A 25,394-nucleotide genomic window follows, 5' to 3' on the forward strand; every position below is an offset into this window, starting at 1 on the left:
CCTCACCTCACCTTTAGTGTTGCAAGACTTAAAAGGGCAAGCATAATGCCTGCTATCCAAAACCTTACTATTACCTTTGGCTCGGGCCATCCTTTAAGCTCAAAGTGGTGATGTATCGGAGCCATCTTGAAGAGCCTTTTGCCTGTTAGCTTAAAGGATGCTACCTGAAGCAAAACCGAGATGGTCTCTGCAACGAATATCCCGCCCACAAGGGCAAGCACTATCTCATGTTTTGTAATGACTGCCAGTGTGCCTAATGCACCTCCAAGCCCTAAAGAGCCTACATCGCCCATGAATATGTCAGCAGGGTATGAGTTATACCAGAGGAATCCCAATGCCGCTCCAAACATCGCACCGCAAAACACCGTTAGCTCTCCTGTGGCAGGCAGATAAAGCACCTGTAGGTAGTCTGCAAGCCCTCTATGTCCTGATATATAAACGAGCACACTGGTTGCAAGGGTTGCAATTCCCACAAGACCTATGGCAAGCCCGTCTATGCCGTCTGTAAGGTTCACTGCATTGGATGCACCAACCATAACGAACATTGCAAACGGTATGTAAAACACCCCTAAGTCGAAAAGCCATCTCTTAAAGAAAGGCACACTTAAAACAGCAGGGAACGGGTCATCGGGGTTTATATATAAGAAGATGGTTATAGCCAGAGAAAGCACTATCTGAAAGCCAAACTTATAGCATGGCCTTAACCCCTTTGGGTTTTTCTTTGCTACCTTTAGGTAATCGTCTGCAAACCCGATTGCACCGAATCCTATAAGGCTCATGAGCATCATAAGGACATAGATGTTTTCGAGATTCCCCCATAAAAGCATAGAGGTCATTATAGAGGCGATTATGACTATTCCGCCCATCGTGGGCGTGCCTGCCTTGCCCATATGAATACTTGGTCCATCGTCCCTTATCTGCTGGGTAATCTGAAGTCTCCTTAATGCCCTTACAAGCAAAGGGCAAAGGACATATGTAAGGAAAGTCGCTGTAAGGATTGCCAGTGCAGTCCTGAATGTTATGTACCTGAATACATTAAATGGAGAGTATATCTCATGAAGACTATAAAGGAGTTTATAAAGCATCTTCTATCACCCTTTCCATCTTCATTCCTCTTGAGCCTTTAACGAGAACTATGTCTTCATCCCTCATCTCGTTAAGGAGAAGGCTTTTAGCTGACTCGGAATCTTCTGCCTTTACCGAGACTCCAGAGAAACTATCCGCAGAAAGACTCATAAGAGGACCAACTGCTATTAACAAATCCACAGGCAGTCCAGACATCCATGAGCCTAATTTTCTATGGGCAGTCTCTCCATAAGGACCTAACTCAAGCATATCTCCAAGAACAGCAATCGCCCTGCCACTCCTACCCTCTTTAAGCCTTATCATCTCCTTTATTGCCTCTTCCATGGATGCAGGGTTTGCATTATATACATCGCTAAGCAGGGTTACATTAGCCATCCTCTTTATCTCAAACCTCATTGGTACTCCCTTAAAGTCCTGAAGCCCACTCTTTATATCCTCAGTGCCGATGCCAAAGATATAGCCTATAGATGAGCCTGCAAGTGCATTGTAGATATTGAAGAGCCCTCCAACCTTGAGATTCACCATAACCGAGTCTTTACCTATGTGAAGAAGAAACTTCGAGCCCCTGTCAGAGACCTCTATATCGTCTGCATATACATCCAATTCTTTGCCATGTATGCCATATCTTATGATTCTACCCTTATAGCCATTTATTCCTTCAAGGAGGAAACTGTCATCTGCATTCACCGAAACAGTGTGAACCGTCTCGAGCAGTTCACACTTTGTCTTTCTCAGTGTGTGAATATCTCCAAAGCCCTCAAGGTGTGCATGCCCTATGTTTGTGACAACCCCATAGCCGGGCGAGGCTATAGCACAAAGCTCTTTTATGTCACCCGGTGCACTTGCACCCATCTCGAGGACAACTGCATCGTGCTCAGGCTCGATGCTCGAAAGGCTAAGCGGAAGCCCAATCTGGTTATTAAGGTTTCCTGAGTTTTTAAGGACCCTGAATTTTGAGCCGAGTATTCCTGCGACAAGCTCCTTTGTGGTTGTCTTTCCATTCGTTCCAGTTATAGCAATAACAGGTATGTCCTTTTTGATTCTTAGAAAATGGGCTATGTCCTGAAGAGCCCTCAAGGTATTTCCTACGCATATCAGGGTCTTTTTCCTCTTAAAACCATTTGGAGGCTCAGAAGGCGGAATGCTTACCAGAGCACCATCTCCTTTTTTTAATGCCTCATGGAGAAAGTCATGCCCATCGAAATTATAGCCCTTCAGTGCTATGAAGAGCTCTCCATCTTTGATTGTCCTCGAATCAATGGATATGGCAGGGAACTCTTCCATTTCGCCATAAATGCGTTTGCCTCTGGTTGCCTCTAATATATCCTTAAGTATAAGTGTTGCCATCATTTCATCTTTTCCCTTATTGCCTTTTCTGCCTCCTGCCTGTCTGAAAATGGTAGCCTCTTACCTTTTGTTTCCTGATAATCCTCATGCCCTTTGCCTGCAATGATAACCGAGTCTTCTGTGCCTGCCTCCATGACTGCCTGCCGAATTGCAGAGCTTCTATCAGGAACGATGTGGTAGTTTTCTTTTGTAATCCCTGAGAGTATGTCTTTTATAATCTCCATTGGCTCTTCTGCCCTTGGGTTGTCGGATGTTATATAGACTATGTCGCTTAGCTCAGTGGCAGAGCTTCCCATAAGAGGCCTTTTGCCCCTGTCCCTTTGTCCTCCACAGCCAAACACTGTTATGACCCTTCCCCTCTGCTTCGGGGTTACATCACGGGCAGTAAGGATAAGCATCCTTAGTGCATCTTCTGTGTGGGCATAATCTACCACGCAAAGGAAATCCTGTCCCAAAGAGACTTTTTCGAACCTTCCCTTTACATTTCCCGTTTCTTTTATAGCAGTCTTTATCACATCCCATTTAATGCCCATGGATAGGGACACGGCAGTCGAGGAAAGGATGTTATACACATTCGGAATGCCAACCATTGGAGAGTTAACCCTGAAATTGCTTTCACCATGCCTTATGACAAAGGAAATGCCATCAACCGAGTTTTCGATATCCACTGCCTTCAATTCAGCAGCCTTTTGGATGCCATATGTTATTACCTTTGCCTTTGTATGCCTTATAAGCTCCTTTCCATATGGGTCATCGATATTTATTACTGCAGTTCCGTTTTTATCGAGAAGCTCTACGAAAAGTCTTTTCTTTGCCTCAAAGTACTCCTTCATTGTCCCATGGAAGTCCAGATGGTCTCTTGTGAGATTCGTAAACACAGCAACACTGAATCTCGTATAATCCACCCTTTTTAAAGATAGGGCATGCGAGGAGACCTCTGAGACCGTATGACTTAATCCAGCCTTAAGCATCTCAAAGAGGAGCGACTGAAACTCCAATGCCTCTGGTGTGGTATGGGGCGCAGGGAAAGACCTATCGCCTATGACATAATTTATTGTGCCGATAAGTCCTGTCTTTTTACCGCTCTTCTCAAGTATGGATTTAATAAGATACGAGGTAGTCGTCTTTCCATTAGTGCCTGTAATGCCTATAACAGAAAGCCTTTCTGAGGGCCTTTCGTAAAAATTATTAGAGACAAAGGCAAGTGAAGACCTTGTGTCAGGAACTTGGATAAATGGGATTGCAGACTGTTTGTTCTCGCAAATGACTGTAGATGCACCTCTTTTAATGGCATCCGGGATAAAGTCATGTCCATCGAGGTTAAGCCCTTTCAAAGCAACAAAGAGGTCTCCGGGCATGACCTTTCTTGAGTCATAGTTAATCTGCCTGATGTCTATATCGGTGTCTGCACTGATGTTAAGTGTTTCCATATCCTCGATAAGCCTTTTCAATGTCATTTCCTTATACCCTTTACGCCAACTATAAGGGTGTTTTCCTCATCTGTGTTATCAAACGGAACATTCAGATACGAAAGAGCCTTCTCAGAGATAGCCTTAAACACAGGTGCGGCAACAGTGCCTCCATAGTAGGCTCCCTTTGGCTCGAATACAACGACTATGAGTGCAATCTTGGGGTTGTCCGCAGGAACAAAGCCTACAAACGAGCTTGCATATTTTTCCCTCGAATATTTCTTCAGCTCGGTATTTAGCATCTGGGTTGTGCCTGTCTTGCCTGCAACACGGTTACCCTCTACGGTTGCAGTTACTGCAGTGCCTTCCTCTGTCACAGAGATAAGGATTTCTTTTAAAATGCTTGCAGTCTTTCTGGATATTGCCCTCTTTTCATTTTTAGATTTAGCCGAATTAAATGTATAGATAACATATCCTTCGGGGGTCCTTATCTCTGATACCACATGAGGGGTAACGAGTATGCCTCCATTGGCAATTGCCGAATAAGCCCTGAGAATCTGAATAGGCGTAGCAGAAACACCGTAGCCTATGGATACAGTGGCAGTGGAGGCATCGTCTGTGCCCTGTGTCATCCATCCTTGAGCTTCCCCAGGAAGGTCAATGCCTGTTTTTTCTCCAAAACCAAATCGTCTTGCATATTTAAGAAGTCTCTCATTGCCAAGCTTAAGACCAATCATCACAGAGCCTACATTGGAGGATTCCTGAATGACCTCCTTGAATGTAAGCACACTGTTTCTATGGACATCGCTTATAAGCCATTTGCCTACCTTTATGGAGCCATTTGAGCAGTCAAATGTAGTATTCATGGTTACAATGCCTTCATCTAATCCTGCAACTGCGGTTATGAGCTTAAATGTCGAGCCCGGCTCATAGAGGTCTGTTATTGCCCTGTTTCGCCTTTCAGAGGTGGTTGCCATCTGAGGATTGTTTGGGTCATAAGTGGGCCTGCTTGCCATGGCAAATATCTCTCCTGTGTAGGGGTCCATCATTATTGCAACTGCGTGTGAGGCGCTCCATTTCTTCACTGCAAGGTCAATCTCTTCTTCCATTATATGCTGAAGCACCTCGTCTATGGTGACAACTATGCTATTGCCCCTCACATAAGGCGGTGTGCCCTCTGAGAGTTGCCAGCCATCGGCATCCCTTAAGACCGAAATCTTGCCACCTGGCTTTTTCAATTCCTCGTCGTATTTGACCTCTATTCCCTCAAGTGCCTGATTGTCTATTCCAACCGAGCCAATGACATGGCTCAAGAGCCTGCCCCTCGGATAAAACCTCTTAAGCTCTGACATAAAGCCAATTCCCTCTATCTTGAGTGCCTTTATATTTTCTACAATCTCAGGGTCAAGTTTTCTTTTAATCCAGAGAAAACTTCTGTTGGATGCATTTGCCTTAAGCAAATCCTCATACCGTGCAGATGTAAGAACGGAAACCCTGTGTGCCTGCTCTGTAGAGAAGCATACTGCTTTGGGGTTACAGTAAAGAGAGTCTGTCTCTATGTTGACTGCAAGCTCCCTTCCACGCCTGTCGTATATGGTTCCTCTTGCTACCTCTATGTCTTTTTTCAGGGTCTGCTGTTGCCTTGCCTTCTTAGAAAGCCTTCCATGATTAATAAGCATAATGTCAGAAAGCCGTAGGACAACCAGAAAAAAGCCAAATACTATTGCTGTACTAAGGATTACCGCCCTTTTGTTCATCTAACACTTCATCCCCCCTATGTGATGCATCAGTAGTTCCCCATGTCTGCCTTTTTACATGAATAACCTTTTTCCTGTCAGGATAACCGAGCCCTGCTACTTCTATTCCCCTTACCTGTAGCACTTCCATCGAAAGGGCAGATGCCCTTTTTGCAATAAGTGTCTTAATCTCTTTCAAGGCAGACGCCCTTTCTGCTTCAAGCACTCCTATCTGATATTCGATTTGTGTGATGCTTGAACGAAGCCAGACCAATCCAAAGATGCCTGTTAAGATGAAGATAACAAGAAGGGATTTAATTAGATATGATAACATGCTTTTTTGGGCAGTGTAAATCATACCCTTTCACCTGCCCTCAGCTTTGCACTCCTTGCCGATGGATTTGCCCTTTGCTCTGTCTCATCAGGCGTAACAGGCTTTTTAGTAAGCACGCTGAGTGTCCCCTGCTCTTTGGCTGTCCTCATAAAGTTCTTAACGAGTCTGTCTTCGAGTGAGTGATAGGATATAGCAACAAGCCTTCCTTGCCTTTTAAGTATCTTAAGGCTGGCATGAAGTCCATCTTGAATCTCATTTAGTTCATTGTTGACTGCAATCCTAAGTGCCTGAAATGTCCTTGTTGCAGGATGAATCCTTCCCCTTCCATGGAAAACCTCCTCTATAATCTTAGAAAGCTCCATTGTGCTCCTAATCGGTCTTTTAAGTAGAATCCTTCTTGCTATCCTCGAGGAGAACCTTTCTTCGCCATACTCTCTAAGGATTCTCTCGATGTCCCTCTCAGGATAGGAATTCACTATATCCTCTGCCTTAAGGGATTGTGCCCTATCCATCCTCATGTCGAGGGGCTCATCCTTAAGAAAACTGAATCCCCTTCCTGAGCCTTTAATCTGAAGCATGGAGAGCCCGAAATCAAAGAGTATGCCATCTGCCAAAATGTCTCCCAAAACATCCTCAAGCTCTGAAAACCTTGCCTTTCTGAGACTGCATCTTTTGTCCATGAGCCTTTGGGATGCCACTTTTAGTGCCTCCTCGTCTCTGTCGGTTGCAATGACTCTGCCATGTGTGCCAATGTGCTTAAGAATCTCGCTTGAATGTCCTCCTCCTCCAACTGTTGCATCCACATACACACCACCCTCATAGATGTTAAGAAAATCAATCACCTGCCTGAGCATAACAGGCAGATGAACCGTTAATTTATCTTTAGAGCCCAAAATCGCTTAAGGTTGCTTCAAGGGCTTTTCTGTCAATCAGGGATGGGTCCGTGACTCCTTCCCATAACTTCTTATCCCATATCTCTATTTTTTCGATCTGTCCGACTATGACAACTTCACTGTTTACCTCTGCATCCTGTCTGTGTGCAGAAGGTATTAAAACCCTTCCCTGCTTGTCCATCTCTATCTCGACTGCCGATGCAATAACCCTTCTCATAAAAAACCTTACATGTTCGTTCATCTTAGGAAGTGCCCTTACCTTTTCCTCGAGCCTGCTCCATTCCTCAAGCGGATATATATGAAGACACTTCTCAGATGGAGAATTCGTGATATAAAGCCTTGGAGAGTAGTTGGCTGAAATTATCTCCCTAAAAGAAGAAGGCACTATGAGCCTTCCCTTTGAATCTAGAGTATAATAATACTTTCCTGAAAAAGCAGGCATCTCTTTATTTCACTCCACTTTCTACCACTTTTTACCACATAATATTATGCATCCTTGGGCTTCTTGTCAAGAGAAAAATGGGGAAATCCTTATATCCCTATATTTTGTGATTAATAATTCAAATGACTACTATCTGTAGTGTTGCCTCTTAGAAGGTATATTCCTCGCTAAGAGCGATTAATCGCATAGGACATTTCTACTTTGGCAAGAATAGGACATTTCTACTTTGGCTTGAGATTAACACAAAAAAGGATTTCCCTTGACAATCTTCTATCTACTTAATATAATTAAGAAAATTCCCATGACAAAAGCAGACATCGTAGAGATTATATTTGATAAGGTAGGGCTCTCGAAAAAAGAGGCACAGGATATTTTAGAGGTAATATTCGAGACGATAAAAAATGCTGTTACAGAGGGAGAATCAGTCAAGGTATCTAAGTTCGGAACATTCAATGTAAGGAAGAAGCAGTCAAGGAGGGGCAGGAATCCTCAGACAGGCGAGGAACTGGAAATAACCCCAAGAAGGGTGCTTACATTTAAGGCAAGTAACCAGCTAAAGGAGATTATAGGAAAATAATATGCAGAAGCCTCATGCTAAAACCATCGCACCGAACAATCCTCTGCCTGATAAGCTGTTTTATAAGATAGGCGAGGTATCGAGGATTACGGCGGTTGAGCCTTATGTGCTTAGATACTGGGAGTCCGAGTTTCCTTTTTTGAGACCAAGGAAAAGCAAATCAGGTCAAAGGGTATATATAAAGAAAGACCTCGAGACAATCCTCGAGATAAAGAAACTTCTTTATTCCGAAAGGTATACAATCGAGGGTGTAAGGAAAAGATTTAGAGATTTAACCCCTGAACTCACGGCTCTGCCCCAGGTGACTTCATTGGCTTCGGTAGTGTTAGAAGGCTCAGTGAGTGCCTCTTTAGATGCCATCGAACAGATAAAGCAGAAGCTCAGAAACATCATCAGTCATCTCGTTTAGCTCGGGGCGTAGCGCAGCCTGGTAGCGCACTCGCTTGGGGTGCGAGTGGTCGGCAGTTCAAATCTGCTCGCCCCGATGAGCTAACTAACCGGATGAGTCAGATGTAGTCAAAAAGAACCATTGTCTTTCGGTCTACTTAGGAGGCAATTTTGCAGGCTCTACAGGTGCTGTCTTTTCCTTGACAGCAGGTGACTCTTTTATGATGGTTTCTTTTCTCACGGATGCAATTGCCAAAAACAAGGATGTCAGCATGAAAACAACTGCAACGATTGTGGTCAGCTTACTGAGGAATGTAGCCGCTCCTCTTCCTCCAAAAAGCGTCTGGCTTGAGCCTCCAAATGCAGCGCCAAGCTCTGCGCCCTTTCCACCTTGTATCAGCACTACGAATATCAGAAAGAAACTTACAAGGACATGTATTATCAAAAGCAGGGTTACCATTTATCCTCCTTTAACTATTTTAGCAAAACTCTCTGCCTTTAGGCTTGCACCGCCAACCAGTGCTCCATCGACATCAGGGCATGACATAAGTGCATTTATATTCTCAGGAGTCACGCTTCCTCCATAAAGTATTCTCAACTTATCTGCCACAGAGCCATACATATCCTTTATCTCGGACCTTATATATTTATGAGCCTCCTCTGCCTGCTCTTCAGTTGCTGTAACCCCGGTTCCTATAGCCCATACAGGCTCATAGGCAATAACTATGTCTTTAATCTCACTTATGCCCTTAAGCCCTCCATGAACCTGTGACCTGAGAACATCAAATGTCCTGCCTGCATTTCTTTCACTTAGGCTTTCTCCTATGCAGAAAATAACTCCAAGACCTTCTTTTAACGAAGCCTTTATCTTCTTATTGACCGTCTCATCGGTTTCATTAAAATACTGTCTTCTTTCCGAATGCCCGATTATCACAAACCTGCACCCTACATCCCTGAGCATAAGAGGTGAGACCTCGCCTGTGTATGCACCTTTTTCCTCATAAAAGACATCCTGAGCCGAAAGCATCACGACTGTGCCCTTTAGCCTTTCGGAAACCCTCTCAAGGGCTGTAAAAGGAGGGGCTATTACAATATCCCTGTTGCCGACTTTCTCGATTGACCGAAGGAATTCGTTTAAGAACTCCATGGCATCAGGGAGAGTCTTATTCATTTTCCAGTTAGCCGCAATAAAAGGTCTTCGCATTTGAGTTTTAATTATACCCGAAAATGAAGCCAGAGGGCAAATCGAAAATATAATGGGTAGAGCTTATGTCCTACCAAGCCGAGCCAACTACTATATAAATAAATTTATGACGCTATTTGATAAAGTTCTAAAACTTAGCGAATTAGTGAGATAGAACAACTGTTGTTCTATTTTTAGCATCCATCTCTTTCTTTAACCCGTAAAGCAAAAACATTAGACCCTGAAAGGATGGAGGAAATACTTGAGAGAGGATATGGGATTAAAAGAAGATAATAGAATGAATTTACACAAAATGATTGGCACTACCTTCTTCCCCTTTTCTAAGGGGGATTACTGGATTTTATGATATACTTACACAATGACTCCTGAAACCATATACCTTGACAACAATGCAACTACATGCATCTCTTTAGAGGTTATCTCGGAGATGATGCCTTATATCAAGACCCTTTATGGAAATCCATCGAGCATGCACACATTTGGCTCCTCTATAAGGGAAAAGATTGAGGAGGCAAGGGAAAGGGTTGCCTATTTAATAGGCGCAGAGCCAGAAGAGATAGTCTTTACGAGCTGTGGCACTGAAAGCGACAACACAGCACTTATGAGCGCAGTGGATGCATATCCTCATAAAAAACATATAATCACCACCTCTGTAGAGCATCCTGCTGTTCTTAACTTCGTAAGCCATCTCCAGAAGACAAAAGGCTTCAGAGTGACTTACTTACCTGTTGACGGTAAGGGAAATCTGGACATGGATGAGTTCCTTAATGCCATTTCCGAAGAAACCTCGATAGTCTCTGTGATGTATGCAAACAACGAGACAGGTGTGATCTTCCCTCTCAAGGAGATAGCCGGAATAATAAGGGAGAAGTCCATGGAATATGGAAGAAAAATCCTCTTTCACACAGATGCTGTTCAGGCAGTAGGAAAGATTCCTATAAATGTAAAAGAGCTGTCTTCTCTGGACATGCTATCCATCTCCGGGCATAAGCTTCATGCACCAAAAGGTATAGGCGCACTTTATGTAAGAAAGGGCATGCGGTTTCATCCATATATAATCGGAGGACATCAGGAAAATGGAATGAGGGCAGGGACCGAAAACACTGCCTCTATAATCGGTCTTGGAAAGGCATGCGAGCTTGCAAGCGAAAGGCTTCCAGATGATGACTCCTATATCGGAAGGCTCAGGGACAAGCTTGAGTCGAGCCTTCTTGAAAGGTGCTCGCCAGCGAGGATAAATGGAGATAAGGAGAGGCGTCTGGCAAACACGACGAATATAAGCTTTGATTATGTCTCAGGCGAGGCAATACTCGTTAAGCTCAACGAGCATGGTATATGCGTGTCAACTGGCTCTGCATGCGCATCGGGCTCTGGAGAGCCAAGCCATGTGCTTAAGGCAATGTCTGTGCCTCCAGAGGCAATACACGGCTCTATAAGGTTTTCCCTCGGAAGATATAATAAAGAGGCAGAGATCGATAAGGTGGTTAAAATCCTGCCTGCAATCGTAAATGAGCTGAGGGAGATTTCGCCTCTTAGCAAATGCTGAAAGGTATCCCCGTAGCAAGCTACAGGGAATAGTCCAGTTTAAAAATAGTTTACATTTATACATGATTTCCTGTATCTTTTTATTATGATTGACCTTCACACGCATAGCATCCTTAGCGATGGAGAGCTTCTTCCATTTGAGCTTGTGGTTAGGGCAATGAATGCGGGCTATAAGGCAATTGCCATCACAGACCATGTAGATGCCTCCAATATCGATTTTTCGGTTCCAAGATTGGTTAAGGCGGTTATGAAACTAAAAGGGCTTTTCCCAATAGAGGTTATAGCAGGCGCCGAGATAACTCATGTGCCTCCACAGTTGATTAGAGAGCTTGTGAAGGAGGCGAGGGAGCTTGGTGCAGAGCTTGTAGTGGTTCACGGAGAGACCATTGTAGAGCCAGTTATACCCGGCACGAACAGGGCCGCCATAGAGGCAGGTGCTGACATAATCGCACACCCAGGGCTTATCCTTACAGAGGACATCCTATTTGCAAAGGAAAAAAAAGTCGTTCTCGAGATTACGGCAAGAAAAGGACATTGCCTTTCAAATGGGTATGTTGCAAAAGAGGCAAATAGATTCGGAGCACCTCTCGTCATAAACACGGATGCACATAGCCCCTCTGACCTCATCTCAAAGGAGACGGCAAGAAAAATCCTTCTTTCCTCTGGCATCGAAGACAACCGCATAGAGTCTGTCTTTGAGACCTCCTCTGCCCTTGTCCAAAAGGCATTAAGGAGAGGCAATGCCTAAGGCTATTAAGAAAAAGATAGAGCCTATAAAGAAAAAAGAGGACATACAAACGGTTCTCACAAAGGCAAGGGCATTTTTTACCATGGAGAAAAAATACAGGCTGATTGCCTTTTCGGTTGTTTCTCTTATAGTCCTTGTCCTTGTAGGTTTCCTCTATCTAAGGAATAAGGAGAGAAATGCAGAGGAGCTTTTCTACGAAGGGTATAAGCTTTACTATGGGCTTTATCAGAGACAACCTCAGTCTCAGGTAGAAAGACTCTCAAAGGCATTAGATAGCTTTAAGTCTGCTTATAAGGCAAAAGGCTCTGCCCTATCCCTTTATTACATAGCAAACTGCTATTACGGCCTCCAAAAATATGACGATGCCATTTCATCCCTAAGGGAGCTGAACCAGAGATTCCCTGATGACGAAAGGTTTGTGCCACTGACTTATTATAAGATGTCAATGGCAAGCTTAAAGAAAGGCAATAAGGAAGAGGCATTGAAATATTTAGAGATACTCTATAACTACAAAGGCATTGCCTATGACGACATTGCACTCATGGAGTCAGCAAATATCCTCGATGAGATGGGCAAGACTAAAGAGGCAAAGGAAAAATACGAGCAGGTCATCAAGGATTTCTCATGGTCTCCTTTATCCGAGCAAGCAAAGGCAAGGCTGAAAAAGGGTTAGTGCATTACCTGCCTGATGGCATATAGATTATCCGTCCAATCCTCAAACGGGAGCTTTTCTTAATGCCGCGGTTAAGATAAAGGATTGTGTTTATGGACACGCCTGTCTTTTTAGAGATTCCCGAAAGCGTGTCGCCCCTTTTTATTTTATAGATAGCAACCAGACACCTTTTGGATTTTTGCACATCCATGCAGTCTTTAAGAAATGCCTCTTTCGTTCCAACAGGGATTCTTAAGGTATATTCCTTTGCATCAGGAGGCGTGCAGTCTCTTACGAGTTCTGGATTAAGCTCATCCAACTCATCCAGAGATGTGTTTGTGCATCTTGCAACATCCAAAAGCTCCAAGGCGCCTCTGACAGTGACCTCCTCATAAATAAAAGGCTCCTCGTAGCTTACATCTTCGAACCCATATTCTTCGGGGTTTTCCGCAATGGTTTTTGCCGCAATAAACTTTGGCACATAGTGTTTTGTCTCGGGCTTTATGTATTTTGTTGGAAGGAGCATCCAGTAATCGTCCGCATTTGTTCTTCTGAGCGCTCTTTGGATTTTTCCCTCGCCTGCATTGTATGCGGCCATGGCAAGACTCCATGAGCCGAACCTTTCGTAGAGGTCGCTCAGGTAGTCTGCGGCTGCCTCTGTAGATTTCACAGGGTCTCTTCTTTCGTCCACCCACCAGTTTATCTTAAGCCCATAGAGTCTTGCAGTGGACTCTATGAACTGCCATGGCCCAACTGCCTTCATTCTGGATTTTGCACGCAGGTTAAAACCACTCTCTACAAGTGGAAGAAAGGCAAGTTCCTCAGGCATGTCTTTTCCCTTGAGAATCTCGCGCATCAAACCTATATATCTGCCTGACCTCTGAAGATATAAATGAAATCTCTGTTTTATGGTCTCTGAAAAATGTGTTAGCTCCCTCTGCACTACCTCAAGCTCAAGTGCGTTTAGACCATAAGAGACGAGATTTAAAGGGTCAACGATGTCTGCCTGGACCTGCTCTGTGGTCTCAACGGACTCAGCTACGACCTCAACAGAGATCTGCTCCTCTGAAAAAGAAACCGAGTAAGAGGAAATTATATAAATGGCTAAGATGAAGATTATAAAAAAAAGCCTTCTTTGAAAGTTCAAATTCAACCTCCCTAACCTAAAGTTTTTTCATTATTTGTGCCATCTCTATTGCAGTGAGTGCAGAATCCCAGCCCTTATTTCCGCTTTTTGTGCCTGCCCTTTCAACTGCCTGCTCTATGGTGTCAGATGTTATGATTCCAAATGCAATTGGCACACCAGTCTCTATCGAGGCAGAGGCAATGCCCTTTGAGACCTCCGAGGCAATGTATTCAAAATGAGGTGTGGCACCCCTTATCACAGTGCCAAGACAGATGATGGAGTTATAACTGCCTTTTTCAGCCATCTTCTTTGCTATAAGCGGTATCTCAAACGACCCTGGCACCTTGACAACATCTATGTCTTCTTCCTTTGCACCATGCCTCAAAAGGGCATCTACTGCTCCATCGAGGAGTTTAGAAGTGATGAACTCATTGAACCTGCTTACAACTATTCCAAACCTAAGGCCCTTTGCAATCAGCTCACCCTGTAGTGTCTTCATAAGACCTCCATGTTTTAATAGCACTTAAATTTTATACGATTTCATTTTAAAAAACAAGAAAAATCTGAGATTGTTTTATCAGCCTATCTTTTCCTATCCCTTCCTCTCAAAGAACCTTGCACCTAAAAGCACAAATGCGGTGGATAAAAAGGCTATGACCGAAATATCGGCAATAAGAGGGAAATCAGGTCCCATAGGGCCTGTCTCAAGAGGGCTCACTATATGCTTCAGTGCATCTATGCCATAGGTAAGAGGGTTGACCATTGCCACAAGCCTTAAAACCTCTGGCAGAAGCTTTATAGGATACATTGCTCCTGAAAGGAAAAACATAGGCATTACTATGAAGTTCATTATAACGCTAAAACTCTCATAGGACTCATAAAAAGTAGCAAGCACGATTCCAAATGCCGAGATGCAAAAAGAAACCATCACACATATAAGAGCCACCTCTACGACCTCGAATATCCCAAGCCTTAAGCCGATAAGGGGGAAAAATAAAAGTATGATTAATGCCTGAATGGATGAGACAATCGTTCCAGATAATGCCTTGCCCAAGACTATCGAGAGTCTTGAGATTGGTGCTACTAAAATCTCCTTCATGAAACCAAATTCCTTGTCCCATATGATTGATATGGAGGAGAATATAGAGGCAAAAAGCATTGTCATGCCCAGGATTCCAGGAAACATGAACTGGGTGTAAGAGACACCCTCGACTGGTCTTACAAGCCTGCTTAAGCCTGCTCCAACGAGGAAAAGCCACACAAGGGGTCTTGCCAATGTCGAGATGAGCCTGCTTCTTTCCCTTATGAATTTCTTGAATTCCCTTGCAACTATCACATAGACTGCATTAAATTTCATATCTCAGTGCCTTCTCCTATATGCCCTTACCTCTTCCTTTATAGTGCTTGCCTCTGTTACCTCCTCCTCCCTTATTGCCCTTCCTGTGAGCTTAAGGAAAACATCATTCAGCGTTGGCCTTTCGAGCCTGACCGAAATAACCATATCCGAAAGCCCCCTTATAAGCTCAGGGATGCAGGAATCTCCTCTAAGCGTTGTGATATAAAGCTCTCCGCCTTTTATCGCTGCATCGAGGTCAAATAGCCTTTTAATCTCTTCCTTAGCCTTCTCGTTATCGGTTGTCCTTAGATATATAACATCTCCTGAGACCATTTTTTTTAGCTCATCAGGCGAGCCACTTGCAATGATTTTCCCGTTGTCGATTATTGCGATTCTCCGACAGACCTCTGCCTCCTCCATGTAATGGGTTGTCATGAATACAGTAACATTATGTTTCATTGGAAGCTCAACTATATACTCCCAGAGATTAGCCCTGCTTTGAGGGTCTAAGCCCAGTGTTGGCTCATCGAGGAATAAGACCTTTGGCTTGTGTATAAGGCTTCTGGCAACCTCGAGCCTTCTTTTCATACCACCTGAGTATTTCTTAACGAGGTCGTCTTTTCTATCGTAAAGCCCGACAAAACTTAATGCATCGTAAACCCTTCCTTTAATCTCGGTTTTTTTTACATCATAAAGATACGCATGAAAAGAAAGGTTCTCATAAGCAGTGAGGTCTTTATCCAGCGTTGTGTCCTGAAACACGATGCCTATGGATTTTCTAACCTCTGCAGGCTCTTTCATACAGTCATGACCATTTATGGATGCCCTGCCCAAGGTAGGCGAAAGGAGTGTGCAAAGGACATTTATAGTAGTTGTTTTACCTGCTCCATTTGGTCCAAGAAAACCAAATATTGTGCCCTCTTCTACATCAAAGGATATATCGTTTACCGCAGTGATATTTCCGAATTTTTTGGTAAGCCTTTCTACGCTGATGATTGCCATTAGCTCCTATTTATCGGGGGTTATAGAGACTTTATTGTCCGGGCTTGCAACTGGCTGTCCATAATAAAAACTATACCTGCGGAGGACTTTAACCTTTGGAATCACTGCCCTATTAAGTTCATAGGCATCAGGCAAAAGTAGGTTTATTGCTGCCTCCTTTATCCTTATCCTTCCATTTTTTGAAAGCAGGTATCTGCCCCATTTATTATTTAGATTTTCAGGGGACACCTGAGTTATCTCAGCTACATAATATACATTATCATAGTCAAAAGACATTATTAAGTCTCCATAGAACTGGTCAAGACACTTGCCAACATATCCGCCTCCAAGAAGAACCGTCTTTATCTCAAGCTCCTTGAGAAATTCCATAAGCATTCCCATATCATCCTTTGATATACGACCCGCCTCATACGACACGGATTCCAGATAAATCACCGATTCCGACATGTTCGTTATCTCGTTTATATACCTTGAATATTCATCCCTGCCCTCTACATATCCGTAAGAGAGATGCTCCCTATATCCGCCGGGTATGATTAAAAGGATTAGCCTTTTCTCTGTTGAGAAAAGCTCAAGAAAATCCCTGAGCATCCTTTCCTGCTCCTTGAGTATTTCGAGGCTCATGTCATAGATGGTAAACCTGTCATAAAACCTTTCGACGATGTTTTTCTCTGGATATGACTTTTTATCCCAGAAAGAGGAGAGTTTCATATCCGTGTGAAAAAATGTATAGAAGGCAGGATGAACGATAATATAAATTCCACTGCCATTAAGGAATCTCTTATAAGATTTATACTCTTCCTTTGGTATGTCATTGAGCCTTTTTATCTTGAGAGAGTCATATGCCTCCTTAAGCCATTCAGGGGACTTCTCGATGGTCTTATTCCTTCTGTTAATCTCTGCTACTACCTGGCTGACCCTCAGGACCTCCTTTTTATTTTTTACAAACTTTGGGTTCAGGGAAATCCACAGGTCATCCATACGCTTTTGAGCGCACCCCAATGACAAAGCCATAGCGGCTGTCAAACACATATTTATAAATCTCGGATTTAAAATTTTAAATCTCACCTATTACCTCGAATAACTTCAGTCTGTAAGAATCCTGAGAATCTCCCTGTATCGCTCTCTTGTCTTTTCGATTATATGTTCTGGAAGAGGAGGACCTGGAGGCATCTGGTTCCAGTCGAGGGTAAGAAGATAATCCCTTATAATCTGCTTGTCAAAACTGTCCTGCCCCCTGCCTATCCGATAATCCTTCATCGACCAAAACCTCGATGAATCAGGCGTAAGAAGCTCGTCAATAAGTATGACTTTTCCATCGATGGTGCCAAACTCCATTTTTGTGTCGGCAATTATTATACCTTTTTGTTCTGCTATATCGCATGCCCTTTTATATACCCTGCGGCTTATGTCCATCAGGGTTTCTGCTATGTCAGTGCCAACGATTTCCTTTGTTTTCTCAAATGATATATTTATATCATGCCCCTCCTCTGCCTTTGTGCTTGGAGTAAAAAGAGACATTGGAAGCCTCGAGGACTCAAGAAGCCCTTGAGGAAGTTTTATTCCGCATAGAGTTCCATCGGACTTATAGGACCTCCAGCCCGAACCCGAAAGATAGCCCCTTACAATGCACTCGATAGGTATGACCTTTGCCTTTTTGACGAGGAGGCTTCTGCCTTCGAGCATATGCCTGTATTTATGAAGCTCCTCTGGAAACTCGGAAATCTCGGTAGAGACAATATGGTTTTGGGCAATGTCTTCCATCTGTCTAAACCAGAAGACCGATATTGCGGTAAGAACCCTTCCTTTGTCAGGGATTCCATTTGGCAAAACCACATCGAATGCAGAGACCCTGTCTGTGACAACAAGGAGGAGGTTTTCTCCGAGGTCGTAGATGTCCCTTACCTTTCCTCTCCGTGGCTCACCGATGTCAGGCATCTCTGTCTTAAGGATGACTTCAGACATAATGTTCTATTATAACAAAAGGCAATAAGCAATCAGGCTTAAAATGTATGTCCTATGCTGAAATGAATCTCGGAAGTGCTCTCTCCTGGCTCTCTATCAATCTTATATCCATAGTCTAATCTTAGTGGTCCAACAGGCGTAATGTATCTCAAGCCAATGCCTGTTGTGTATTTGAGCTTGTCTAACTGCACATCATCCAGTTCGGGCCACACGTTTCCTGCGTCGAGGAAACCCACGAAGCTCCAGCCTCTTCCAACATACGCCCTGAGTTCGAGGTTTCCTAATGTAAAGGCACTGCCTCCTGTTGGAGTGCCAACTGTGCTTTTTGGTCCCAGGTCATCCTGAGCGTATCCCCTTACAGTGCTTCTTCCACCTAAAAAGAATCTTTCTATGAGAGGAAGCTCCTTTGTCCTTCCAAAGCCCTTTGCAGTTCCACCCTTTAGAGACACTGCCGATACAAGCCATTTTGTCAGCCTCTTATAGGTGCTTACATGCACAATCAGCTTTACAAAGTCGGTCTCGGAAAACAGAAACTCCGAAGATGCTATCTTCAGGGACACGCCTGCAAACATGCCTCTTCTTGGGTCAAAGGCATTGTCCCTTGTGTCGTAAACCACACCTGGCATTATACTGCTTATAGATAAAGTGCCTGTGTCTTCTTTTGTGAGGATTACATCAGGCAGGACATCGAATGTCTTGGCTATGGAAAACTCATAGAATATATCAGCCTTTGCCCATCTGCCAATTCTCTTTTCGGTGCCTACGCTTACTGCATGCCTTTTGATTCTGTATCGGGTCTGTCCTGTATCTATATTTTTTTCCTTTTTTTGTTCCGTGAGAAACAATGCCCTCAGGGGAATTCGCCTGCCTAAAAACCATGGCTCATAATAATTCAGTATATGTCTGCTTTCGAGTGTGCTGAGTTCGGCCCTCAAGCTGACCTGTCTGTTCATTCCAAAAAGGTTCCTGTAGCTTATATCCACAAACCCTCTGTACCTTTCGTATTCTCCGTATCCCAGACCAAACTCCACTGCGCCTGCCTTGCCTTCTTGGACCTTTATGGCAATATCAGCCTTGTCTCCATATCTGTCCTGCACCTCTATCTTGGCATCGGTAAAGATTCCAAGCCTGTAAAGTCTCTGCCTCGATGTTCCAAACTGAGAGAAATTAAGGGGCATGCCCTCGCTATAATCCAGCTCCCTTCTTATCACCACTGTTTTGCTCCTACGGTTACCTTGAATTATGGTTTTCCCAATGAATACCTTACTGCCCTCTTCTATAGAGAATACGACCTCTGCGGTATTTTCAACAATGTTTCTTTGTATCTCGACCTTTGCATCGACAAAGCCTTCTTTGCCGTAGAGGTCTATAATCCTGAGCCTTGCATCTGCTATGTCAATCTCATTGTAAGGATCCCCCTCGCTTATAGGAATGACATCTTCAAGCTCAGCCTCCGAGAAATGTTTCACACCCATCAGTCTGACAGAAGAAACCGTGACCCTGCTACCTTCGGTTATTTTTATATTAATGCTTGCAGAAGAATCCCTGATATCTACCTCAGGCTCTGCGACTTCTACATTTAGATACCCCAATGCCATATAGAACTCCTTGATTACAGCAATATCTGTTTCGAGGGCATTGGGGTTGAATAATCCTTTTTCTTTTAAGGTCATAATCTCTTTTAGCCTCTCTTTCGCGATGCTTACTGCCTCAAATCTTATCGAGCCAACCTTAACCTTTCTGCCCTCGAAAATGAAAAGATTAAGGCTTATCTCATCGTCATATCTGCTTATAACCGGTGCAACTTTTGCAAAAGGATAGCCATTTTCGTGGTAAAGCGAAAGTGTCTTTGAGACAGCCTCTTCTACAAGCTCATCCCTGAAATCTCCTGTCTCGAAAAACGGAAGGACAGCCTGAATCGCCCTCGCCTTTACTTTCTCGTTGCCCTGAATATTAACCATGAGCCTTTTGCCTCTGAGGATTGTTAGATGAAGCGTGGTATCTTCAAAGGAATACTCAACCACAGGGTCAAGATAGCCTGATTTCCTGAGACGCAGACTCAGTGCTTCGATATCGGTCTTTAGCTTAAATTGGTCATATACATCGCCTTCTTTCAGCTCCATTAAAGACCGCATTTTTTTTTGTTCTTTTTCATTTTTTGGCATGTCTGAGATAACGATTTTTTTAATCCTAATCGGGGTTCCTTCTTTTATGCTGAGGACAAGATTAATGCTGTTTGGCTTAGCCCTTTTAATCTCCAGCAAAACCTCTACATTGGGAAACCCGGAAAATGCATATAGAGCCTTAAGTCTTTTTTGGGCTTCCTCGACCATGTCGTATCTCATGGGCATTTCTTCTTTCAGGAGAAAGTGCTTCTTTATAAATTTATCCTTGAGATATGAATTCCCCCTGACCTTTATACCCTCTATAAAATCCCTCTCTTTTACCTTTACCCTTAAAACGCCCTCCGAAGAAAGCTCGATTAAGATGTCCTCGAATATTCCCTTAAGGAACGCCCTTTTGATACCTCTTTCTAACCTTTCGGGGTCAATGACCTCTCCTTCTTTAAGGTCTAAAAGATAGACAATCTCCTCTTTCTCTATAGAGTAAATTCCCTCTACCTCTATTTGTCTTATTGGAGTTTGCGTTTCCGCAAGAAGGTTCTTTGCAGACAGTAATAGGGCAGAGACTGAAAGCAGTAAAGAGAGGGCTATCTTTGTCATTTGAACTGAAACCTGAATTTTATATCTCCTCCGACACTGCCCCTTTCATCCCTCAGCCCTACTAAAGAGACATTGCCTGCAAGGAAATACTCTAATTTGAGCACCTGCTCTTGAGCACCAACTGCAGTGGAGTAAGTGGCAAAGAGCCGCTCTCCTAAAAGTTTTTTTGTAACAGTAACCCTCGGCACAATAGAGCCTGATGATTTGGATATGTAGGGGTCTATCGTAGCCCTGTCTATGCCTGTGATGTCCTTTAACCTCTCCTCTATCACATCCTGATATTTGCCTGTAAGGAAAGATGCAGCTTCGGCTGCACCAATACTGCCTTCGAGTCCCTTCAGGTTTTCTCCAAAGTCTCCGACTGTCAACAGGCTTAAGATTTCAATCTCTCCAAGCGGTGGGTCAGAATAAAGGGACATGTGAAAGCGGTCTACCTGTCCTTCGAGGCTTAATCGGATATGGTATCCCTTTGAGAATGTCTCGGCTATTATTCCGAAAAATGGTCCTGCCCTCAGGTGCTCTGCATAATCGGCAGTTGCAGTGAGTATCTGAAATTCACTATTTCTGAAATAAACCCTTCCATCTTTAGCCTCTATCCTTCCAAATAAAAGCGGACTGCCCACTGTGCCTTTTAAAACCATATCTACTTTAAGGGATGCCCTTGCTATGTTGTTGTCAACTGTAATATTGTCCGAGCCAGAAACCCTTACGCTCAGATTCATTCTGTCAAGGTAAGGGCTTGGTTTGCCTGCCTGTTTTGTTTTTTTAGATGATATAAGCCAGCTTTTCCACTCAAAGCTCTCTCTGTACCTTGCCCTGTTTATCGTCAACTCTCCTGTAATGTCCTGTGATTGTGCCGTGCCTTTTAAAACGAGATTTCCTCCTAAGTTCACCGAAAAGTCCTTTGAGATGGAGGCAGTAATATCTTTTATCTCTGTGTCCAGATAAAGCCTTTCTATCTCAAAACCGCTTAGACTAATCATACCTTTAAGTCCAATCTCTCCTCCGCCAAACCTTGCGTGTGCCCTCTGAAAAACAATCCTTCTACCTTCTACTGTAAGATAAGCATTTATTGCAGTAAGATGTTGTGGAATGCCTTTCAAGGCAACCGTTCCGTCAGAGACAGAAAGACTGCCATTTATCACTGGATTTTCCCAGTCTCCTTCAAGCGTAAGCATAAAGTCGGAAGTGCCTCTCAGTATCGAAATCCTATTTGAAACACCCTTCAGGATCGAAAGTGGAGATTTGCCTTCAATGGAGATGTCATAGTTTCTGCCAACCTCAACTGCCCCGGCTATACTAAAAGAGGCATCTCCACTTCTCATTACGGTCTTTAAGAGAGAGACCTTTCTGTCAAAGACCTTGAGCCTTACCTCAGAGTCATTGATAATCTCTTGACCAAACATAGCCACATTCAGATACGAGAGCCCTGCATCTGCCTCGATATGGTTCTTTGTGCCTTTAAGATAAACAGAGCCCTTCATGGTTAATGCAGAATCCGCAGGCACATCCCTTAGAAATGAAAAAAGCAGAAAATCATATCTTCCGCTTCCTATATCTACCTCTGCGCTCCATGGCAGTTCCTCTGCAAGGGTTGCATTTGCCTTGATGCCGAGCATTCCATCGAGCACTTTAGCATCTAAAAAGACATCCCTTCCTTTTAGCTCTGCCTTTAGGATGCCGTCTCCTATAGCTTTCCCCTTAAAAATTCCTTCTGAAAGCCATCCCTTAAGAGACACCTGAGGGTTATCGAAGGACCCCCTGCCCTCCATGAGAAAGTTTAATGCATAGTTGACAATGATTGGCTTTCGGAGTAAATCCTTCAGATGAAGTCGGGTTGAAGATGCGGTGAAGCTAAAATCCTTGTTCCTCGAAAACCTACCCTTCAGGGATAAGGAGGACTCAGCCTGCCTGAATATTGCATTATCCACATTGAAGTCATTTAAGTCATAGCAATAACGAAATGACGCAGTGGAAATCGGAATATCGTATAGCTCTACATCTTTTAGTTGGGCAGAGCCTGAAATCAGGGGTGCTGTGCCCTTTATAGTTAAATCGGAGCTAAGACTGCCCTTTGAAGGTATATCTGTCTTTAAGACCTTTATTAGTCCTCCGAGGTCAGCCTTTTGGACTGAGACCGAAAGGTCATAGTCTGGCTCTTTTAAGTCAAACACCTTTAGGGCAGAAGGAAACATTACCTTGCCCTTTGCCGAAATCTCTCCTCCTTCGCCCAGACCAATTAATTGTCTTATCTCAAGGAGGCTTTTCCTATAAGAAAATGAGCTTACGACATTGCCTATCGCATAGTCATCCAATCTTGCCCCTGACGATATAACATCCATCTCTACGAGAGGGTCATCGAATGTTCCAGTCACCTTGCCTCCTATCTCGGCTTGACCTGTGAGTCTCTTAAAATAAGGAGACATAAGGTCAAATACATCCGAGGTTATGCCTGTGCCTGACATCTCGATAGTCTTTGAGTTTAAATTTAGTGTGCCACTGATAAGGGCATCCGACTCAGCAGTCTTGATGCTTATCTCGGAAAGGCTGAGCACTCGGTCTGTCATCTGAAAACTTCCATCCGCATACTTTATTCTGCCCAGAGGATGATTAAGGGTCTCAACCGAGACAAATGAAAACCTGCCTTTTGGATTAAAGGCATAACCCGAAGAATAAAGCTCGCCTGTCACCTTTCCAGATGGAAGCCTTAATCTGGAAACCTTGATTAATTCAATCAAAGGAGGGCTATCAACATCCCTGACCCTAACCATGACAGAGTAGGGCTTTCCTTTCGGGATGCTCATGGATGCCTCAAGTGTGCCTTTGCCATTATAAAGTCTTGCTATTCCGTTTTTAAACTTCATGCTCCCGTCTTCGTAAGAGACACTGCACTTAAGGTCATCCACCTTAACGCCAAAAAGCGTGCCTTTTTTCAATCTTGCATCTGCATTGCCTTTAATGTCATTTATATTGCCTGTGAGGTTTCCCCTAAAGCTTATTAAGCCGTCAAGAGGCTTTTTTGGTTTTTTTGCCCTTAAAAGCTCCATTAGAGTCTCAAGATAAAAATCCCCTTTCAGAGCCATATCTACAAACGGCATGGTGATGTCCTTTTGAAGTTTTATAGTGCCATTTGCGTATATCCTTCCCTCGCCTCTTCTTTTTAGTCCGAATATCTTTTTGATTGAATCCACAAGGACATTTAGCGTTACAGAGAAACTGCCTGTTTCGTCCGTATAAAAACCCGTGCTATTCATCAAAGAGCCATAAGAGGTTATCTTAAGTGCCTTGAGGTCAACGCCATCCTTTCTGAGGATGGCGTTTCCATTAGCCTCGGCTTTTATCTCAGGCCAGTTCTTAAATGTCCCTGAAAGCTCCGAGGCAGAAAAGCTCACATCAGGTGCCTCCCTTATATTTATATCTGCATTTACTCCCTTTCCTGAGGCAGTGAGCAGGTTTGCCTCATCATAAAAAGAAAACCCCGAGTCTTTAATCTCAACTGTCTTTACCCTGACCTTGACTATTCTTTTTCTGTTTGCATAGCTCTTAAGGTTTTTCAATACATCTTCTGCATCTGCCCTTGTTGTGGATACCTGAGCAGTGCCAATATAAAGCCTGCTTATCTCGAATTCGCCCCTTAGGATTCCAGAAAGCCCTATGTATGATTTTATAGTGTCTGCACTAAAAAGCCTTTTGCCCTGCTCGTTAAACATCTTTATATCCGTTACGCCGATAAAAAAAGGGAATATGTTTATATACATCTTCTGAGCAATCACCTGATTGCCTGTTGCGGTTTGAAGCTGTCGCTGGATGACCTTCTTAAGGAAATTAGAAGTATAAGGGCCCCTTAGGGCAAATGTAACCGTTCCTGCAAGGAAGAGTAAAAGCAGGATGCATATCGACTTCTTAAGTCCTAACCTTTTAAATATGCCCACCCATAGCCTCCACCATAATAGTATACATATATGAGTAAGCTAAGGGTATAAATGTCAATTATTTCTTATTCCTGAGCTTTGCCCCAAACCCCAGTTGCTTTAGGTGAAGCGCATCTGCGATGTCCTTCATGCCCAAGAAAAGTAACCAAAAGAATCGCACCCATGAAAATTTCGGTCTCTGACCACTGAAATTTTCTAAAGGGGGCTATCAAGCCAATTTAGAAATGTTGCCTTTTCTTCCTTACGGCTGTTCAATTAGCTTGAGGATGGATTCCTTAACCTTTGCAAAAATTTCGTGCTTTACCCTACCAAATGTCTTCAGGACTATTAACTTATTCAGGGCATATATCTTGTCAGCCCTTATCATGCTTGTGACCTTTAAGTTGCCTTCCTCTAAATCATCTGCAGTCAATATGACGGTAAAATCTCGAGGCTCAACATTTGAAGTAAGGGCAACTACTACAATATCTTCGTTAGCTTCATTGTATTTATCTGAGGAGATTATAACAGCAGGTCGTTTTTTCTGAGATGTCAGATTTGTAAACGGTATAGGGATAAGGACTATATCCCTTTGTTTAAGCATTGTTCCAGATAGCGTCGTCTATTGGATTGTCCCAGAATTTAAGGCTGCTTTCTGCTGCCTGCATCATCTCAAAGGATTCCTCATCAGGCAGTATGATAACCTCAACCTTTGCTCCTTCAGGAAATGGTAGCTTTGGTAAATCTATCGTGCCGTTTTCCTTAATAACAGAATGATATTTATATGCCTTCATCCTTGCCTCCTCTGTCTCTATTTTACCTTAATCCTTCTTTAAAATCACCGGGCATGCTAAAAAAAGTTAGTGCCCTCAAAAATGTACTTGTCCCTATTGTTCTCTACTATTGTTCTATTGTTCGGCTTCCATCTGCAACAAAAGAAAAATTAGAAGTGATGCTGGCATAAAAAGTTA

General features: G+C 43.4%; 24 protein-coding genes and 1 tRNA gene. 6 read left to right on the forward strand and 19 right to left on the reverse strand.

What is annotated here, in order from left to right; translation table 11 throughout:
- Positions 1–2 precede the first annotated feature (2 nt).
- The 7 genes from HY805_05350 to mraZ are packed head-to-tail and all read right to left on the reverse strand — an operon-like array spanning position 3 to position 7,247.
- Positions 3–1,085: a phospho-N-acetylmuramoyl-pentapeptide-transferase gene (locus tag HY805_05350; protein ID MBI4823638.1), complete on the reverse strand. Its 1,083-nt coding sequence runs from the start codon at positions 1,083–1,085 to the stop codon at positions 3–5.
- Positions 1,075–2,436 (reverse strand): UDP-N-acetylmuramoyl-tripeptide--D-alanyl-D-alanine ligase, encoded by a 1,362-nt coding sequence (locus HY805_05355; GenBank protein MBI4823639.1) that lies wholly within the window; start codon positions 2,434–2,436, stop codon positions 1,075–1,077. The genes HY805_05350 and HY805_05355 overlap by 11 nt, the downstream gene beginning before the upstream one ends.
- Positions 2,433–3,890 carry a UDP-N-acetylmuramoyl-L-alanyl-D-glutamate--2,6-diaminopimelate ligase gene (locus HY805_05360; GenBank protein ID MBI4823640.1) on the reverse strand — a complete coding sequence of 486 codons (1,458 nt, stop codon included), beginning with the start codon at positions 3,888–3,890 and terminating at the stop codon, positions 2,433–2,435. Before HY805_05360 ends, HY805_05355 begins: the two co-directional genes overlap by 4 nt.
- Positions 3,887–5,599 (reverse strand): penicillin-binding protein 2, encoded by a 1,713-nt coding sequence (locus HY805_05365; GenBank protein ID MBI4823641.1) that lies wholly within the window; start codon positions 5,597–5,599, stop codon positions 3,887–3,889. Before HY805_05365 ends, HY805_05360 begins: the two co-directional genes overlap by 4 nt.
- Positions 5,574–5,936, reverse strand: a complete 363-nt coding sequence (locus HY805_05370) for a hypothetical protein (GenBank protein ID MBI4823642.1) — start codon at positions 5,934–5,936, stop codon at positions 5,574–5,576. The genes HY805_05365 and HY805_05370 overlap by 26 nt, the downstream gene beginning before the upstream one ends.
- Complete coding sequence (gene rsmH / locus HY805_05375; GenBank protein MBI4823643.1) at positions 5,933–6,766, reverse strand: 16S rRNA (cytosine(1402)-N(4))-methyltransferase RsmH; 834 nt, start codon at positions 6,764–6,766, stop codon at positions 5,933–5,935. Before rsmH ends, HY805_05370 begins: the two co-directional genes overlap by 4 nt.
- Before the next feature lie 28 nt (positions 6,767–6,794).
- Complete coding sequence (gene mraZ, locus HY805_05380; GenBank protein ID MBI4823644.1) at positions 6,795–7,247, reverse strand: division/cell wall cluster transcriptional repressor MraZ; 453 nt, start codon at positions 7,245–7,247, stop codon at positions 6,795–6,797.
- A 301-nt stretch (positions 7,248–7,548) separates the two neighbouring features.
- Between mraZ and HY805_05385 the strand changes: the two genes are divergently transcribed.
- The 3 genes from HY805_05385 to HY805_05395 all read left to right on the forward strand — a co-directional run bounded on the left by HY805_05385 (position 7,549) and on the right by HY805_05395 (position 8,309).
- On the forward strand, positions 7,549–7,824 hold the full coding sequence (locus tag HY805_05385) for an integration host factor subunit alpha (protein MBI4823645.1): 276 nt from the start codon (positions 7,549–7,551) through the stop codon (positions 7,822–7,824).
- Between the two features lies 1 nt (position 7,825).
- On the forward strand, positions 7,826–8,233 hold the full coding sequence (locus HY805_05390) for a MerR family transcriptional regulator (protein ID MBI4823646.1): 408 nt from the start codon (positions 7,826–7,828) through the stop codon (positions 8,231–8,233).
- 2 nt (positions 8,234–8,235) lie between these two features.
- Positions 8,236–8,309 (forward strand) — tRNA-Pro (locus tag HY805_05395).
- A 56-nt stretch (positions 8,310–8,365) separates the two neighbouring features.
- On the opposite strand, the gene secG is transcribed toward HY805_05395, so the two are convergent.
- The gene (secG, locus tag HY805_05400; GenBank protein ID MBI4823647.1) at positions 8,366–8,671 is read right to left on the reverse strand and encodes a preprotein translocase subunit SecG; all 306 of its coding nucleotides are present in this window, start codon (positions 8,669–8,671) and stop codon (positions 8,366–8,368) included.
- The gene (locus HY805_05405; GenBank protein MBI4823648.1) at positions 8,672–9,415 is read right to left on the reverse strand and encodes a triose-phosphate isomerase; all 744 of its coding nucleotides are present in this window, start codon (positions 9,413–9,415) and stop codon (positions 8,672–8,674) included.
- Positions 9,416–9,773: 358 nt separating this feature from the next.
- Between HY805_05405 and nifS the strand changes: the two genes are divergently transcribed.
- The 3 genes from nifS (at position 9,774) to HY805_05420 (ending at position 12,381) form a co-directional block, all read left to right on the forward strand.
- Positions 9,774–10,961 (forward strand): cysteine desulfurase NifS, encoded by a 1,188-nt coding sequence (gene nifS / locus HY805_05410; GenBank protein MBI4823649.1) that lies wholly within the window; start codon positions 9,774–9,776, stop codon positions 10,959–10,961.
- Between the two features lie 84 nt (positions 10,962–11,045).
- Entirely contained in the window at positions 11,046–11,708 is a 663-nt protein-coding gene (locus HY805_05415) for a histidinol phosphate phosphatase domain-containing protein (protein ID MBI4823650.1), read from the forward strand.
- Positions 11,701–12,381: a tetratricopeptide repeat protein gene (locus HY805_05420; protein ID MBI4823651.1), complete on the forward strand. Its 681-nt coding sequence runs from the start codon at positions 11,701–11,703 to the stop codon at positions 12,379–12,381. Before HY805_05415 ends, HY805_05420 begins: the two co-directional genes overlap by 8 nt.
- A 4-nt stretch (positions 12,382–12,385) precedes the next feature.
- Here HY805_05420 and HY805_05425 read toward each other — a convergent pair whose 3' ends face one another.
- The 10 genes from HY805_05425 to HY805_05470 all read right to left on the reverse strand — a co-directional run bounded on the left by HY805_05425 (position 12,386) and on the right by HY805_05470 (position 25,217).
- The gene (locus tag HY805_05425; protein ID MBI4823652.1) at positions 12,386–13,507 is read right to left on the reverse strand and encodes a transglycosylase SLT domain-containing protein; all 1,122 of its coding nucleotides are present in this window, start codon (positions 13,505–13,507) and stop codon (positions 12,386–12,388) included.
- 16 nt (positions 13,508–13,523) lie between these two features.
- The gene (locus HY805_05430; GenBank protein MBI4823653.1) at positions 13,524–13,985 is read right to left on the reverse strand and encodes a 6,7-dimethyl-8-ribityllumazine synthase; all 462 of its coding nucleotides are present in this window, start codon (positions 13,983–13,985) and stop codon (positions 13,524–13,526) included.
- A gap of 93 nt (positions 13,986–14,078) precedes the next feature.
- Complete coding sequence (locus tag HY805_05435; GenBank protein MBI4823654.1) at positions 14,079–14,843, reverse strand: ABC transporter permease; 765 nt, start codon at positions 14,841–14,843, stop codon at positions 14,079–14,081.
- A 3-nt stretch (positions 14,844–14,846) separates the two neighbouring features.
- Positions 14,847–15,824, reverse strand: a complete 978-nt coding sequence (locus HY805_05440; protein MBI4823655.1) for an ABC transporter ATP-binding protein — start codon at positions 15,822–15,824, stop codon at positions 14,847–14,849.
- A 6-nt stretch (positions 15,825–15,830) separates the two neighbouring features.
- Positions 15,831–16,892 (reverse strand): hypothetical protein, encoded by a 1,062-nt coding sequence (locus HY805_05445; GenBank protein ID MBI4823656.1) that lies wholly within the window; start codon positions 16,890–16,892, stop codon positions 15,831–15,833.
- An 18-nt stretch (positions 16,893–16,910) separates the two neighbouring features.
- Complete coding sequence (locus HY805_05450; GenBank protein ID MBI4823657.1) at positions 16,911–17,789, reverse strand: phosphoribosylaminoimidazolesuccinocarboxamide synthase; 879 nt, start codon at positions 17,787–17,789, stop codon at positions 16,911–16,913.
- Between the two features lie 38 nt (positions 17,790–17,827).
- The gene (bamA, locus tag HY805_05455; GenBank protein MBI4823658.1) at positions 17,828–20,512 is read right to left on the reverse strand and encodes an outer membrane protein assembly factor BamA; all 2,685 of its coding nucleotides are present in this window, start codon (positions 20,510–20,512) and stop codon (positions 17,828–17,830) included.
- Complete coding sequence (locus tag HY805_05460) at positions 20,509–24,444, reverse strand: translocation/assembly module TamB domain-containing protein (GenBank protein MBI4823659.1); 3,936 nt, start codon at positions 24,442–24,444, stop codon at positions 20,509–20,511. Before HY805_05460 ends, bamA begins: the two co-directional genes overlap by 4 nt.
- A 241-nt stretch (positions 24,445–24,685) precedes the next feature.
- Positions 24,686–25,027, reverse strand: a complete 342-nt coding sequence (locus HY805_05465) for a type II toxin-antitoxin system PemK/MazF family toxin (protein MBI4823660.1) — start codon at positions 25,025–25,027, stop codon at positions 24,686–24,688.
- A complete protein-coding gene (locus HY805_05470; GenBank protein MBI4823661.1) occupies positions 25,020–25,217 on the reverse strand; it encodes a hypothetical protein in 198 nt (65 codons plus the stop codon). The genes HY805_05465 and HY805_05470 overlap by 8 nt, the downstream gene beginning before the upstream one ends.
- Positions 25,218–25,394: the final 177 nt, after the last annotated feature.

The organism is Nitrospirota bacterium (genome assembly GCA_016207905.1).
In the GTDB taxonomy this organism is placed as follows: Bacteria; Nitrospirota; Thermodesulfovibrionia; order Thermodesulfovibrionales; family JdFR-86; genus JACQZC01.